Raw genomic sequence first — 14,350 nt, forward strand, 5'->3', positions numbered from 1 at the left:
CCACGACACCAATCTGCGAAGGGATTATGTGATAGAACGCGCCTACCACGGGGTTTGGACCAGTGTGACCGGTTGTGCAAACAGGATACACATCACCGGGAAAGGTTATTGTGTCCTCCACGACAGTGAAATGTATGGCAAAACAGTCGCGTTCTGACGAAGCGACTGCGCTGTCGGAGATGCCGCCTAGCGCGAAACTTGTCGTCAAGACGCTCGAACACGAAGGTGAACTCACACAGCCACAACTCGCCGAGCAGACGCTTCTCGCCGGTCGAACAGTCCGGTCTGCCCTCTCAGAACTCGAAGACGCCGGTGTCGTCACCTCCAGAAGTTCCGTCGTCGACGCACGGAAGACGCTGTACTCGCTGACCGAGTCGGAGCAACAGACAGAGTAATCTCAGCGTGCAGTCGAGGGTTACCGGATTCTCACCAACACTTACCAGCGAGACGGGAGAGAGGCCTGTATGAGCGAACCATTCGTCGTCGTCGGCGGCGACGCCGCCGGGTTGAGCGCAGCGAGTAAGTGCAAACGAGAGGATCCCGACCGGGAGGTTATCGTCTACGAAAAAAGTGACTGGATCTCCTACGCTCACTGCGGGATGCCATACTACGTGAAAGGCGAGGTCGATTCGATCGGCGATCTACTCTCGCTGTCACCCTCGGAGGTCCGCGAGCGCGGCGTCGACCTCCACCGCAATCACGAAGTCGTCGATATCGACCCCGACCGACAGGTCGTCCGCGTCGAGGCTGACGGCGAATCCGCTGAGCAGTCCTACGGTGATCTTCTGATCGCGACGGGCGCGCGGGCGGTCAGCGCTCCCATCGACGGGACCGATCTGGACGACGTCTTCACGATGCACCACATGCACTCGGCGGCGGCGCTGCGGGCGCTTCTGACCCCGCCCGAGGAAGCCGACGACTCGATTTTCGACGCTGGCTACGTCGACCTCTCGGAGATGACCGAGTACTTCGAGCGCGACCCGCCCGAAACGGTCGCCATCGTCGGCGGCGGCTACGTCGGCGTCGAGATGGCCGAGGCATTCCTCGCGTGGGACCTCGACACGTATCTCTACCAGCGCCCCAGTCGTCCGGCCCCGCCCTTCGGCGAGGCTGTCGGCGACGAACTCGTCGAGTATCTCGACGAATCCGGAGTCGAATTGCATCTCGACACCGAAGTCGAAACCCTCGACGGCGACGGAAGCATCGAGCGCGTCGTCGCCGAGGACGGGACAGTCGAGGTAGATCTAGCACTCGTCGGGATCGGAATCCGGCCGAACACGGGACTCGTCGCGGACACGGGCGTCGAGCTCGGCGACTCCGGCGCGATCACAGTCGACGAGTACGGCCGGACAGCGGTCGAGGATATCTACGCGGCGGGCGACTGCGCGGAGGACCGCCACGCCGTCACCGGGGAGGACGAGTGGGTGCCGCTCGGACTGACGGCCAACCGCGCCGGCCGCGCTATCGGCCAGACCGTCGCTGGCGGCCTCGAACCCGTCGGCGATATCGCCGGAACGGCGGTGCTGAAGGCGTTCGATCTGGAGTGCGGTCGGACGGGAATCGTCGACCACGACCGCGCCGAGGCGGCCGGCTTCGATCCCGTCTCGGAGACGATCACTGCGGGGTCGCGGTCGGGCTACTACCCCGGCAACGCGGAGACGACAGTGACGCTGACCGCCGACCGCGGGAGCGGCAAACTGCTCGGTGGCACCATCGCCGGCGAGGATCGGGCGGCGATCCGTATCGACACGCTGGCGTCGGCGTTACACAAGGAGACGACAGTTGGCGAACTCGAACGGTTCGACCTCGCGTACGCGCCGCCGTTTAGCCCGGTCTGGGATCCGATTCTCGTCGCGGCAAAAGTGCTAAACGGGTCGCTCACGGGGTGAAAGTCCGGTAGGCGAAAGATCGAGAGCGGAAACTGCGAAGGCAATACGTTGTGCTGTGACCCGGGAGGATATCGCCTCACAGGAAACTTTATTCGAGCCCCTAGAGAAGCCAAAGATATGAGTCATCGCCAGCGCTGTGGGGGGAGGTGACGTGCCGGGGCTCGTTTTTTGGGCGCTCGTCGCACTGGCAACCATCACCAGTCTCGCCACGGCGTGGGCCCTCGGGGCCAACAGCAACTCGCCACCCTTCGCCCCCGCTATCGGTGCCAACGCCATCTCGACGATGCGGGCGGCCTTTCTCGTCGGGATTCTCGCTGCGCTCGGTGCACTGGCACAGGGCGGAGCAATTTCCGAAACAGTCGGTGCGGGCCTCATCGACGGCGTACAGATCACGTCGCTGGCAGCGACGGCGGGCCTGCTGACCGCGACGACGTTCATGGTCATCGGCGTCTACACCGGCTATCCAGTGCCCGCAGCGTTCGCCACGACGGGGGCGATGGTCGGCGTTGGACTCTCGCTGGGCGGTGATCCCGCCATCGACACCTACCGCCAAATCGCGATATTCTGGGTGCTCGTCCCCCCTGTGTCGGGCGGACTCGCCTATCTGACCGCGACGCTACTCCGGCGCGACGATATTCCCGAGACCACCAGCGTCCCGTTGCTGGCGGCAATCGTTGGCGGTATCATCGCGAACGTGCAACTGACGATCATTCCCTCTCCTCCAGGGGTCGATCAGAGTTCCATCGGGTCGTTTTTCGCGAGACAGGTCGAGACACCGACAGTCGCCGGGATCGATCCGCTATTGGTGCTCGTAACGCTGGCCGTCGCGGCGGTGAGTTTCTCGATCATGCGCCGACGGACAGAAGAGTCCGCAGAAGGAGGAATCCGGGCCTTTCTCGTCGTCCTCGGGAGTGTCGTCGCCTTCTCCAGCGGCGGCAGCCAGGTTGGATTGGCGACCGGTCCGCTCGAAAACCTCTACGGGACCGAACTCGGCCTGCCCGGAATCGTGCTGCTCGCTCTCGGTGCGACCGGCATCCTCGTCGGCGCGTGGATGGGCGCACCCAAACTGCTCCAGGCGACCTCCCGGGAGTACGCGCAGTTGGGCGTCCGCCGCTCCATCGCCGCGCTCGTGCCCGGCTTTATCATCGCACAGCTAGCCATCGCGCTGGGAATCCCCATCTCGTTCAACAACATCATCATCTCTGGCGTGATCGGCGGCGGCCTCGCTGGTGGCTCGGCGGGCGTCTCGCGGCGGAAAATCGGCGTGACGCTCACGTTCTGGGTGATCACGCTGGTCAGTTCGATCGCGGTCGGATTCGGGTTGTACAGAGTCTTTGCCGCGGTACTCGGCGGCGGAGTTTAGCGGACGACAGTCACAGTCACCGGAGCCTCGCCGACGACAGTCGTCGCAACGGTCCCGAGCAATCGGCGGGCGATACTGCTCCGCTCGCCGCCGTGGCCACCCATCACGACCCGGTCGACATCGTGTGCGTCGACGTACGCGAGGATGGTTTCGGCCGGGTCGCCGGTCTCGACGGCTGTCTCGATCGTTCGCTCGGCCTCGGCAGCGCGCGTCGTTGCCGCCTCGACGATGTGGTCGGCCCGCTCACGTGCGCTTTCGCGGCGGTCCTCGCCGGCGTCGAGCACGCCGCCCTCGCTCATCCTCACGTCGAGCGGCGTCACCACGTTCAGCACCGTCAGACGACAGTCGAAAAGTTCCAGCGCCTCGTCGAGTGCTGCATCGGCGAGGGGAGAACCATCGAGTGGAACGAGGACGTGCGATGGAGCCATACGACGAGTTGCATCCGATGGTACATATCGGCAGCGGTCACCCAGGCCAGAGAGACGTATGCTTACATGCGATTGCGGGGCCAGCCGCCCTATGTCCGAACAGGCCCACGTGATCGCTGGCCGTCGTACGACCGTCTTCGAGGGAACCCGTAAGCAGGAACAGCACGGCGAGATGCTCGTCGTCAAGCCCGACAACACTGGATAACTACTAGTAGCAGACTGTCAAGAAGCCAGCTGATGCAATCAAGGACGAAAGCGTCAGTAAATACTGCTAGTGACTGAGGAGCTATCGCCGCGGCTGTCGAAGAGTACGAGATGCTGTGCGTTGGAGAGTCTGAACCGTCGCTTCGCGAACGCATTTGTTGGCCAACACCGGCTCAGGTCGTCGAGCGATTTTCTCAACCAGTGCTGGTCGTCCGCGACCAGTAATCGTGTGCAGTGACAGTGATTATCACAGGTCTTTCCCACCATGCCAGCACAAAACGCAAATCCCACACCGTAATCTGTGACGTAGCCACGAAAACAACCACAATAATCGCGATGAGAAGCAAGTAGTTGGGTCCCCGTCACCTGGTTGCGCTATTGTTGCCAGAACTATATATTAGTTCAATGGCTAATTAGAGAACGAAATGGCGTTGCAAGATTCGACGGTGCTCGTGACCGGTGCCACCGGGAACATTGGGTCCGTAGTAGTTCAGCTACTCGCAGAAACTGACGTATCAGTGAGGGCGATGACGCGCAATCCGGAGAGCGTCGATTTGGGCGAGAATCAGAATGTAGAGGTAGTCAAAGGCGATTTTATGGTTCCGGAAACACTCGATTCTGCGCTTCAGGGAGTCGAGAAGGCATTCTTGCTCTCACCGAACGTCGAGAACATGGCTGAAATGCAATCGAACTTCGTAACGGCTGCTGAACGTGCCGATCTCACGCATCTCGTCAAGCTCTCTGCTGCTGGGGCAGATCCCGACACGTCGTGGGATATTGCACGGTGGCACGGTCGTATCGAGGAAGAAATTGAAGCATCTGATATCGAGTATACGTTTGTTCGGCCGGTCAGCTACATGCAAAATCTGCTGGATGACGCAGCGACGATTCGATCGCAGGGAGTGTTTGCCCGAGCAACTCCAGCAGACGCCAAAATCAACGTTGTCGATACGCGCGATGTCGCGAGACTCGTCACCCATGCCCTTCGCGACGAAGGCCATCGGGGACAGGTGTACAAACCGACCGGTCCGGAACCGATTACATTCGGAGCCATGGCGGCAGCACTCACCGAAGCCACCGGCCGGCAGGTAGAATTCGAGGAGTTGACACCCGCTGAGGCCAAACAATCGATTCTGAACGAGGGAAATCCGGAGTGGTTAGCAGACGCGATGGTCGGTCTTCAGGTGGCATTTGGAAACGGGATTGCCGACTTGAATACCGATCACATTACCCAAGTCACCGGGGAACCGCCGGGGAGTTTCACCGAATTCGCTCACGACCACACCGAGACCTTCACTCCAAACTGAGTCATTATCAGAAAATTCCAGATAGATGTTAGGTTATACATTGTCCTGGATACACAACCTATCGAGGACCGGTTACTACTCGACGGTACTGCACAGTATCGGAGTCGTGCTTAGTATTATCGCAGTGGGTTTGCGAGGTCTCGGACATCCAGCGATTGGATTCCCCATCGCGATAGGGATCCTCGCAGGGCTAGGATTACTGTCGTCCCCACCCACGACGGATGCACCAGCAGTACTCCGGACTATCTCCGGCGGCCCGACAACCGGTGGAAAAAAGCAAGGAGCCACGATCAAACTGTTGTTCGCGGTGGCTCTGCTCTATACCGCACTATCTCCCGCACTGACAGCGTTCGGAGAACCCTCGACCACGGACATGCTTCTTGGGGTTGCGCTGTTTTCATCTAGTATCGGAACCGCTCTAGAGGCAAAAGAGATCGATAGACGAATTACTGACTCCGAGATGTCCGGTAACTAAAACCACTGAGCAGGATATATGAGAGCTTATCGCTAACAATTCAGTGATGGCAATACCAGACTGGCGCTGGTCCACTGCTAGTTTCAGGGACCAAACGACGCAGTCGTCTGCTGAATTTCTCCAAGAGTCTGAAATTGAAGCCGCAACTGGGCTATTTGAGGTACTATCGAATACGACCCGGCTTGAGATTCTTGCCGCCCTGTACAACCAATCAGACTCACTCTCCTACACAGCGCTTCGAGACTCGACATCAGTCAGTGATAAAGGGAAATTCAACTACCATCTTCGGCAACTCGAACAACTCGTTCAGAACCAGGATGGACAGTATACGCTTTCTGACCGCGGTGAAAAACTAATGCGGAGCGTACTCTCCGAGACAGAGATCTGTCGGTTCGGAGAGAGGTAGGCGGCCGAGGAGAAATTGAATTCTCCGAGCTTTTAGGTCATTCCGTCGTCTTACCCGTGTTGTGACCGTGTTAGGCTCGACTACCAACCAGAGTCACGTCTATCGGAGTCAAGACCATGAGTGGTAACAAGGCTGATATTTCGCACCAAACAGCGTCCTCCGGAGAGTCGTCTCTGCGATTTTCCGTTGGAGGGCTTCGGGATGGATTCATCGAGTGCGTACCGATTGCACTCGGTGTGGCCGGGTACGGGATTGTTTTCGGCGTCCTTGCTCGGCAGGCGGGATTAAGCGTCGCTGAAGCAGCCTTCATGAGCGCAACTGTTCTCGCAGGGGCGGCACAGTTGATTGTGATCGAGTTATGGGAAATGCCGATCCCCGTGATCGCTGTCATCGGGACGACATTCATTGTGAATCTTCGCTACGTGTTGATGGGAGCGGCGCTACGACCTTGGTTCAGTCGGCTCACCCCACTGAAAGCGTACGGCAGCGTCTTTTTCACCGCAGACGAGAACTGGGCACTGACCATGGGAAAGTTCAAATCCGGGAGCCAGCAGGGAGCGTATCTTCTCGGGAGTGGGCTCGCTATCTGGTCGTTCTGGGTCGTTGCGACAGTTGTCGGTGCGATCGCCGGCGGCGCGATCGGTGAGCCGTCACAGTACGGCCTCGATTTCGTTCTCTCAGCCGTCTTCATCGCGATTGCAGTTGGACTCTGGGAAGGCAAATCGAGTCTGTTACCGTGGATTACAGCCTTTGGAGTCGCCATTCTCGCTGCTCAGTATCTGCCTGGACGGTGGTACATCCTTCTCGGCGGAGTCGCCGGCAGTGTCGTCGAGGTGATTCGCTTCGATGAGTAGACTCCAGTTGGATCCGTTCGTCGTGGCCGTGGTCCTTGGAATGAGTGTTGCGACCTACGTGACGAAAGCAGGGGGACTGTGGCTTCTCAGCCGTATCGAGGTCTCAGACCGGGTTGAATCTGGACTCGAAATACTGCCCGGCGTAATTATCATCTCTATTCTCGGCCCTGAACTGATCAGTGCTGGCCCAGCAGAATGGGGCGCAGCAGGTATCGTTCTCTTTGTGATGTGGCGTAGCGACAACGTCGTTCTTTCGCTCCTCTGCGGTGTTGTCGCCGTGCAGATATTCAGACTTCTGTTGTGACCGTATTCGTCGATCCTGTCTCTGCGTACGAGACCAGTGGTTGGGGCGGCAGTACCTGATCACCGCAGTGTTGCCTGAGCTATATTTGGGTATACAAACAAACGGAGTACTGTACTCGAACGCCAGAATGCAACAGTACTCGCGACCGGTGCGACCGACAACAGGGGCCCAGATGTGACGAGCCAGTTCAGTACCCACGGCGGCCCACCTCCTGAGCTGCCTCGACCGAGGGCCAGGAACCGATTAACAGCACTCGCTTTACTGACTCATGAATACAGACGAACTCCCAGAAGACACACGGATTGGACGCACAGCACTCCTGGTCTCGAATCTCGCGGAGATGACCGAATTCTACCAGCGTGTCGTCGGGCTCAGTGTTCTGGACCAGTCGACCACCGTCTCGGTCCTCGGTACTGGAGAGACCCCTCTCCTCGTCCTCGAGGAGGCAAACACACTCCCGGAAAGTGGACCAACTGCAGGGCTCTTCCATACTGCATTCAGAGTTCCCTCGCGTGCAGCACTCGGTGATGCACTCGGTCGGATTCGGGAACACTCGCGGCTCAGCGGTGCGACCGACCATCGGGTCAGCGAGGCACTCTACTTCACAGATCCCGAAGGGAACAGTGTCGAAATCTACCGCGACTTCCCAAAGGCGGAGTGGCCTATCGCCGACGATGGCAACATTCGAATCGGTAACGATCCGATCGATATCGATGGGATCGAAGACGCAGCTGAAGGAGAAACACAGGCACCCGCGGGAACAGACATCGGACATGTCCATCTCGAAGTCTCCTCACTCGAGGCATTCAGGGAGTTGTATGTAGGCACTCTCGGATTCGGGGTGAAAACTGCGTTCCCAAACGCATACTTCGTCTCCGCCGGGCAGTATCACCATCATATCGCGGCGAACACGTGGCATCATCGAACGAAACCGCGCAGCGGGAGCGGCTTATCCTGGTTCGAGGTGGTTCTGCCGGAACAAGCGGCACTCGAAGCCCTTCGAGACCGTCTCGCCGCCAGTCAGTGGACAGTGACCGAAACAGACGAGGGCATCTCTGTGACAGATACGGACGAGATCGAGATACGGTTCAGATGGGATACTGCCAGCACTTGACATTCCGAATCAACAAGAGGGCGCCCAAAGAGTGCGTGTGGTCAGTAGGACCGCCTCAGGATTGTTTCGAGTTCGTCCTGCGTAGGGTCGAGTCCTGGCGGCGCATTCCTCATGAAGGGGTCGTTGCGGACAGCCTGGGCCACCTCGGAGAATTGTGCAGGGTCGGGCCCAGAAACGTCTCGTAATCTGGTCGGAAGGTTCAGCGAGTCCCCAACACGCTCGACAGCCTCAACGATGGAGGTGGCGGAGTTGGACCCCTCAGCAACACCAACTGCATCTGCGAGCACCTCGCGTCGAGCCGCACCATTCTCGAAAAGATATCGAAGTACCTGGGGCGCGATTATCGCATGCGCAGCACCTTGCTGGACATCGTACGGTCGGGTCAATCCGTGACCAAACGCATGGATAATCGAAAGCGTCGTCTCCTCAGGTCGGGATACGCCGTACTGAGTGAGCAGAATACCTTCGACAATGGGTTCCAAGACTGCTTCGTCAACGGTGTGCTCGCCAAACTGTTGCAATCCGTCGTGAAGCAATCGAAGCCCTCGACTCGCAGTCGCGTCGGTCACCGGGGTCGCGTTACGAGCATACAGGGTCTCGATGCCTTTGTTGAACCCATTCATCGCGGACGCAGCCAGAATCGGTTTAGGTGTGGTCGCAACCAGTGCAGGGTCGTATATAATCGACCGTGGCATCAGCTGGGAGGCAGAGATGCTGCCACTCGCCTGTTCGTCGACCAAACCAGACGAAGGGGATGCTGTGAGGCCAGCGACACTGGAGTGGTCGGCACCAGCTAGCGTCGTCGGAACGGCCACGATTGGCGTCAGTGATCCAGATGGAACGGAGACTGATCCGGTCTCAGCGAGTTCTCGTCCGACTTCGGACGGTTCGCGGTCGGTTGCAGCGAGGACGCTGATTACTTTCGTTACGTCAAGGCTGCTGCCCCCACCCAGGCCGACCAGTACGTCGGCATCGTGTTTCCGCATCACTTCGAGTCCGCGGACTGCTGTCTCCAGTCGCTTGTCCGATGTCGTCTCCGGGAAGATACCTGCCAACCGCTCACCGAGCCCTTCGATAAGGGGGTCGATCACTTCGGTTGTATTGCCGACGGTTGATCCGCACACCACGAGCGCTCGTTCGAGCCCTTGTTCGGCGAGTTCATCCGCAAGCCTCTCGACAGTTCCGGTGCCGAATCTGAGGACTGCGGGCTCGTACTCGAACCGAGATTGGGTGCCCTGGCTCACGTCAGTTCTCTCCGGCTCCGACTGTCGTCGGATCGAACTCGGGGAGTTGTGCTTCGATCTGTGTGCGCTCATCTTCCAGCCACTCCGGAAGAGTCAACCTCGATCCCAGTTCGTCCACCTCCTCATCGGCGGTGAATCCAGGGTCAGTCGTTGCAATCTCGAAGAGAACGCCCCCCGGTTCGCGGGAGTAAATCGAGTGGAAGTACTTCCGATCGATGACCTCGGTCACGTTTTGTCCGTGAGAACTAAGCGCATCCCGCCAGTGTTCTTGCTCTTCGACGTCAGTCGCCTCGAACGCGACGTGGTGGACGGTTCCGACGCCCATCTGCCCACGTCCCGCGTCGATTTGAACGAGGTCGACGGTCGATGCGGGGCCGGAGCCGACCACGTAGCGTCGTCTCCCGTCAGCCTCAGCCTCCAGTTCGAACCCAAGAACCTCTGTGAGGATCGATTCGGTTGGTCCGTACTCCGCGACGGCCAGGGTGACACTGTGAAACCCACGGAGCTGATGGTCTTTCGGGACTGGACTCTCTTCCCACGGCTTCGCATCGGCAGTTGCAGCCGAGTCCGAAGCGACGAGTTCGAGTCCGATTCCGTCCGGATCGTCGAACTGGAGAACGGTCTCCCCGAACCGTTCGCTACGGTCAACGTCTACGCCTTTGGATTCGAGACGATCAACCCAGTACTCGACTGACTGCGGATGGATGAGGTAGGCCGTATCTTGGGTCTGTCCTGCACCGAACTCCCCCTGACGACCGTGATCAGTCCACGGGAAGAACGTAATGTTCGTTCCGGGTGTCCCTTCTTGATCACCGAAGTAGAAGTGGTACGTCTTGTTATCGTCGTGGTTGACGGTCCGTTTGACGAACCGCAGTCCGAGTGTGTCTACGTAGAACTTGGCGTTACGTTCCGGATCACCCGCGATCGCGGTCACGTGATGAAGGCCAGATGTTGTCGACGACATTGTGTGTCCCAGTAGCAGACGGACAAACATATCGTTTTCCAGACACTTATGTGACCAGGTAACGCTAGGACAACTCGCCGGCATACATGTCGCCAAGACATTATAAAATCCCTCTCGAAAGAATTGGGATGATGAGTTGGCATCTGGAATGTCCACGAGAGTCGAACGGCAAACGGATCATCGCCGGAGAGCCACGGATGTCATCTTCGATGGAAACAGTTCGGGGTCTTGTTCGAGGAAACCAGCCATGAGTCTCTCGACGTCTCTCTGTGAACGGCTCGGAATCGACTATCCCATCGTACAGGCTCCAATCGGCAGCGCGACCCAGCCAGAACTTGCCGCAGCGGTGTCGAACGCCGGCGGCCTCGGCATGCTCGCGGTTACATGGCGGTCGCCAGAGAAGGCCGCCGAATTTGTCGAGCGAACCCATGAGTTGACCAACGCACCATTCGCCGTGAATATCGTCTTGGACCCCGAGGCGAAAGAAATCCCAACCGAGGTACATCTCGAGGCAGTTCTCGAGGCGGGAGTTCCCGCGGTCTCGTTTTCCTTCGGTGACGCGACACAATATATTGACCGCGTTCATGACGCGGATGCGCTCGCGCTCGTAACGGTCGGGAGCGCTGACGAGGCGAGGGAAGCCGTCGATTCCGGCGCGGACGTGGTCGTAGCGCAGGGCTGGGAGGCTGGCGGTCATATCCAGAGTGAGGTTGCGACGCTCCCTCTCGTCCCATCCGTCGCCGACGCAGTCAACGTACCGATCGTTGCAGCCGGTGGAATCGCCGACGGTCGCGGCGTCGCGGCCGTTCTCGCCGCCGGGGCTGATGGCGCCTGGCTGGGCACCCGGTTCGTTGCGACCGAGGAGGCCGCTGTCGAATCACTCTACCGGGAGCGAATCGTCGAAGCGGACGAAACTGATACGGTACATTCGGAGCTATTCGACAGCGGTTGGGAGGGGACGCCACACCGAACGCTCCGCAATAGCACCATCGAAGACTGGGAGTCGGCCGACCGCCCAGCATCCGGCGAGCGACCGGGTGAAGGCGAAACCGTCGCAGAATCCCCGACCGGACATCCGATCGAGCGCTATAGCACGGATCTACCGGTGGCAGGCAGCAATGGCAACCTCGAGGCGCTCGCTCTCTATGCAGGCCAGAGTAGCGGCCAGACAGACGATGTCATTCCGGCTGCCGACGTTGTCGAGCAGCTGGTCGCAGAAGCCGAATCCTGTATCACACAGCTTTCGCGTATTGTCGACTAGCTATTCGCAGCTCTAGGCCCGGTTCCCCGCAGCACGCCTGCCAGACGTGCCGACGGTTTTCTCCAACTGCCCTCGTATACCCGAAGTTGTCGGTACGAGTCGACAGTGAGGCTATTCAGTTGTGAACTCGACGCCGGTAATCTCGAACCGTGCTCCCTGCTTCGAGCCGTCAGCGACACTGATCTCCCAGCCGTGGGCGTCAGCCACCTGCTTCACGATCCGGAGTCCGAATCCGGTACCTCCCCTGGCGGTTGAGTAACCAGATTCAAATATTCGATCACGCATCTCTTCAGGGATTCCCGGACCGTCGTCCTCAACGACAAAGCCTGTGTCTGTCATCTCGAACCGAACCGTCACGTCTGGACCGCAGTGATCGATCGCGTTCCGGAACAGGTTTTCGAGTAGTTGCATGAGTCGATCCTCATCGGCGCGGACGGAATCTTTTGGTTCCGAGCTATCGTCGGCGAATATCAGCTCCGCCCCCTCTCGATCGTTTGCCGTAATCGTCCACGCGGCTTCTGCCACACCCTTGACCGTTACTGCCTCGGTCTCGCCAATCTCCTGTCCCTCATTGGCGAGCCACAGCATGTCGTCGATAATTCGGTTCATCCGATCGAGTGCGTCTTCGATAACTGCGAGGTGATCATTATCAGATTCATTACGCGCGAGTTCGAGCCGTCCCTCGATCAGGCTAAGTGGGTTCCGAAGGTCGTGCGACACGACGCTGGCGAATTCGGCCAAGCGTTCTTTTTGTTGTCTGAGAGATTCCTCTCGATTGCGTTGCTCCGTGATGTCACTGATTACTGCGACGACCTGGTCTGTCGTCTCAGTATCGGCCGTGAGCGGCGTCGCACTGACCGAGAGGTACCGTTCCTCGCCATCGGGCCATCTGATTCCATGTTCGTAGCCGTGGACAGGCTCACCGGTCTCTCTCACCCCCGCAAACGGGAGGTCGTCATCCGGAATCGGCTCGCCGTCTTTGTCGATGATTTCCCACTCCGGGTCATCGTAGGTTAGTCCGGTCCCCTCTGGTTCGGTGAGTCCGAGTACCTCTTCGGCACACTGATTCGCTTGTGCGATCGTTCCATCGGCATCGAGAATCGTGACGCCAACGGGTAGTGTCTCGAACAGTGTCGTCAGAAGTGTGTTTGCCGCGTCGAGTTCCTGTTCGCGGGAACGGAGTTGTTCGGTCCGGTCGGCTTGCCCCAACGCCGCAGTGATCGTATCGGCCAGAATTTCCCCGAACACGACATCTTGCTGATCAAATGCGCCGGGCGTCTTGGAACTAGCTGTCAGGATGCCGTGGTCGCCGAGCGGTAGATAAAGTTCGCTCTGTAGATCGGTGTTTGGATTGTGGATATCCGGATCTTCGTGGATATCGGTAAGCGCGAGTGACTCGCCTTGCTGGTACACTCGCCATGCGATGCTGTCTCCGCCGGTGAATGTCGGCGGATCCGGCACGATATCGGCCATCCCCTTCGTCTGCGCGACCGGCGCGAGTCCGGATTTCTCGTCGTCAAACAGATGGACCGCATTCGTCTCACACCGCAACACGTCACGAGCCGCCGTAACACTGCTCTCGGCGACGTGCTTGCGACTTTCAGTGTGTAACAGGTTATTGGTAACGTCGTTGAGTGTTTTGAGTCGTTGCTCACGCTCCTTGTGGTGGGTAATGTCACGAACGACGGCCAGAACTCGCTCGGTACCCTGGATGCGAACGGAAGTAAGATAGACGTCTACCCAGAGTCGGTCGTTATCAGTGGTGACCCCGAGCCATTCCAGATTGTGTGGGCCTCGGGTGACGGTCTCGTGAATGTGCCCCCGGGCTTGCTCTCCGGTAAAGGGAGACTCATCGGAAAGAATCGTCTCAAAACCGGCAGCCAGTAACTCCTCCCGCCCGTAGCCGAACAAGGAGGCAAATTCGGCGTTCATATCGGTAAATTCGCCGGTGGCTGGGTCGTGGATTGCAATCCCACCGGGGAGGTTTGTGACAATTTCACGACAAGCTTCTGTCGCGTTACGGTGCTCGACCGCAGTCCGGACTCGGTTCGCCAGAAGCTGGTATTGTTCTGTTCCAGTCTTTTTTTGGAAATAGTCGGTGGCCCCGGCAGAGATTGCCTCGCTAGCGACGCTCTCTGCGCTCTTGGCCGTGTACAGAATAAATGGGAGGTCAGGATGGTCCGTGCGGACAGCTTCGAGCAACTCGATGCCGTTGCGCCCGGGCATACTGTAATCGGAAATGATACAGTCGAACGTAGCTTCAGAGAGGCGATTTAACGCGTCCTCTGCGTTGATTACCATCTCAATGTCGAAGCACTCGTATTCTCGTTCGAGGAACGTCGCAACGATGTCGGCCAGTTCTGAATCATCGTCAACGTGTAGGATTCGAATCTCGGTAGGTGAGAAGCCAACAGGGTTCAGTTCACTACTCATTATGAATCGCCCGCAATTGCGGCCACATGATGGAGGCCAAGTCTGGTCAACAACATGATGTCCGTGGCAGTAGAGCGCCAGTAAAATATTGTTTTCCGGACAGG

13 protein-coding genes are annotated in these 14,350 nt (G+C 58.7%); 9 read left to right on the top strand and 4 right to left on the bottom strand.

Going from position 1 to position 14,350, the window contains the following annotated elements:
• Positions 1–134 precede the first annotated feature (134 nt).
• From V8P86_RS02035 to V8P86_RS02045, 3 genes are all read left to right on the top strand, one after another.
• A complete protein-coding gene (locus V8P86_RS02035; RefSeq protein WP_336325571.1) occupies positions 135–395 on the top strand; it encodes a MarR family transcriptional regulator in 261 nt (86 codons plus the stop codon).
• A gap of 69 nt (positions 396–464) precedes the next feature.
• Positions 465–1,889 (top strand): FAD-dependent oxidoreductase, encoded by a 1,425-nt coding sequence (locus V8P86_RS02040; protein WP_336325572.1) that lies wholly within the window; start codon positions 465–467, stop codon positions 1,887–1,889.
• Between the two features lie 151 nt (positions 1,890–2,040).
• Positions 2,041–3,252, top strand: coding sequence for an inorganic phosphate transporter (locus tag V8P86_RS02045; RefSeq protein ID WP_336325573.1), 1,212 nt, complete (start codon positions 2,041–2,043; stop codon positions 3,250–3,252).
• Here the strand turns inward: V8P86_RS02045 and V8P86_RS02050 are convergent.
• A complete protein-coding gene (locus tag V8P86_RS02050; protein WP_336325574.1) occupies positions 3,249–3,680 on the bottom strand; it encodes a universal stress protein in 432 nt (143 codons plus the stop codon). The genes V8P86_RS02045 and V8P86_RS02050 overlap by 4 nt on opposite strands.
• 629 nt (positions 3,681–4,309) lie before the next feature.
• Here V8P86_RS02050 and V8P86_RS02055 point away from each other — a divergent pair.
• The 5 genes from V8P86_RS02055 to V8P86_RS02075 all read left to right on the top strand — a co-directional run bounded on the left by V8P86_RS02055 (position 4,310) and on the right by V8P86_RS02075 (position 8,344).
• Positions 4,310–5,191, top strand: a complete 882-nt coding sequence (locus V8P86_RS02055) for an SDR family oxidoreductase (protein WP_336325575.1) — start codon at positions 4,310–4,312, stop codon at positions 5,189–5,191.
• Between the two features lie 521 nt (positions 5,192–5,712).
• The gene (locus tag V8P86_RS02060) at positions 5,713–6,072 is read left to right on the top strand and encodes a DUF7347 domain-containing protein (protein WP_336325576.1); all 360 of its coding nucleotides are present in this window, start codon (positions 5,713–5,715) and stop codon (positions 6,070–6,072) included.
• A gap of 116 nt (positions 6,073–6,188) precedes the next feature.
• Positions 6,189–6,926: an AzlC family ABC transporter permease gene (locus tag V8P86_RS02065; RefSeq protein WP_442909344.1), complete on the top strand. Its 738-nt coding sequence runs from the start codon at positions 6,189–6,191 to the stop codon at positions 6,924–6,926.
• Positions 6,919–7,230 (top strand): AzlD family protein, encoded by a 312-nt coding sequence (locus tag V8P86_RS02070; protein ID WP_336325577.1) that lies wholly within the window; start codon positions 6,919–6,921, stop codon positions 7,228–7,230. Before V8P86_RS02065 ends, V8P86_RS02070 begins: the two co-directional genes overlap by 8 nt.
• Positions 7,231–7,498: 268 nt before the next feature.
• Positions 7,499–8,344, top strand: coding sequence for a VOC family protein (locus V8P86_RS02075; protein ID WP_336325578.1), 846 nt, complete (start codon positions 7,499–7,501; stop codon positions 8,342–8,344).
• 41 nt (positions 8,345–8,385) lie between these two features.
• Here V8P86_RS02075 and V8P86_RS02080 read toward each other — a convergent pair whose 3' ends face one another.
• On the bottom strand, positions 8,386–9,660 hold the full coding sequence (locus V8P86_RS02080; protein WP_336325579.1) for an iron-containing alcohol dehydrogenase family protein: 1,275 nt from the start codon (positions 9,658–9,660) through the stop codon (positions 8,386–8,388).
• Positions 9,590–10,552, bottom strand: coding sequence for a ring-cleaving dioxygenase (locus V8P86_RS02085; protein WP_336325580.1), 963 nt, complete (start codon positions 10,550–10,552; stop codon positions 9,590–9,592). Before V8P86_RS02085 ends, V8P86_RS02080 begins: the two co-directional genes overlap by 71 nt.
• 247 nt (positions 10,553–10,799) lie before the next feature.
• Here V8P86_RS02085 and V8P86_RS02090 point away from each other — a divergent pair, with 247 nt between their 5' ends.
• Positions 10,800–11,813 (top strand): NAD(P)H-dependent flavin oxidoreductase, encoded by a 1,014-nt coding sequence (locus V8P86_RS02090; RefSeq protein ID WP_336325581.1) that lies wholly within the window; start codon positions 10,800–10,802, stop codon positions 11,811–11,813.
• 111 nt (positions 11,814–11,924) lie between these two features.
• Here V8P86_RS02090 and V8P86_RS02095 read toward each other — a convergent pair whose 3' ends face one another.
• Positions 11,925–14,246 carry a PAS domain S-box protein gene (locus tag V8P86_RS02095; protein WP_336325582.1) on the bottom strand — a complete coding sequence of 774 codons (2,322 nt, stop codon included), beginning with the start codon at positions 14,244–14,246 and terminating at the stop codon, positions 11,925–11,927.
• Positions 14,247–14,350 lie beyond the last annotated feature (104 nt).

Source organism: Halovenus anhuiensis (assembly GCF_037080055.1).
Classification (GTDB): domain Archaea; phylum Halobacteriota; class Halobacteria; order Halobacteriales; family Haloarculaceae; genus Halovenus.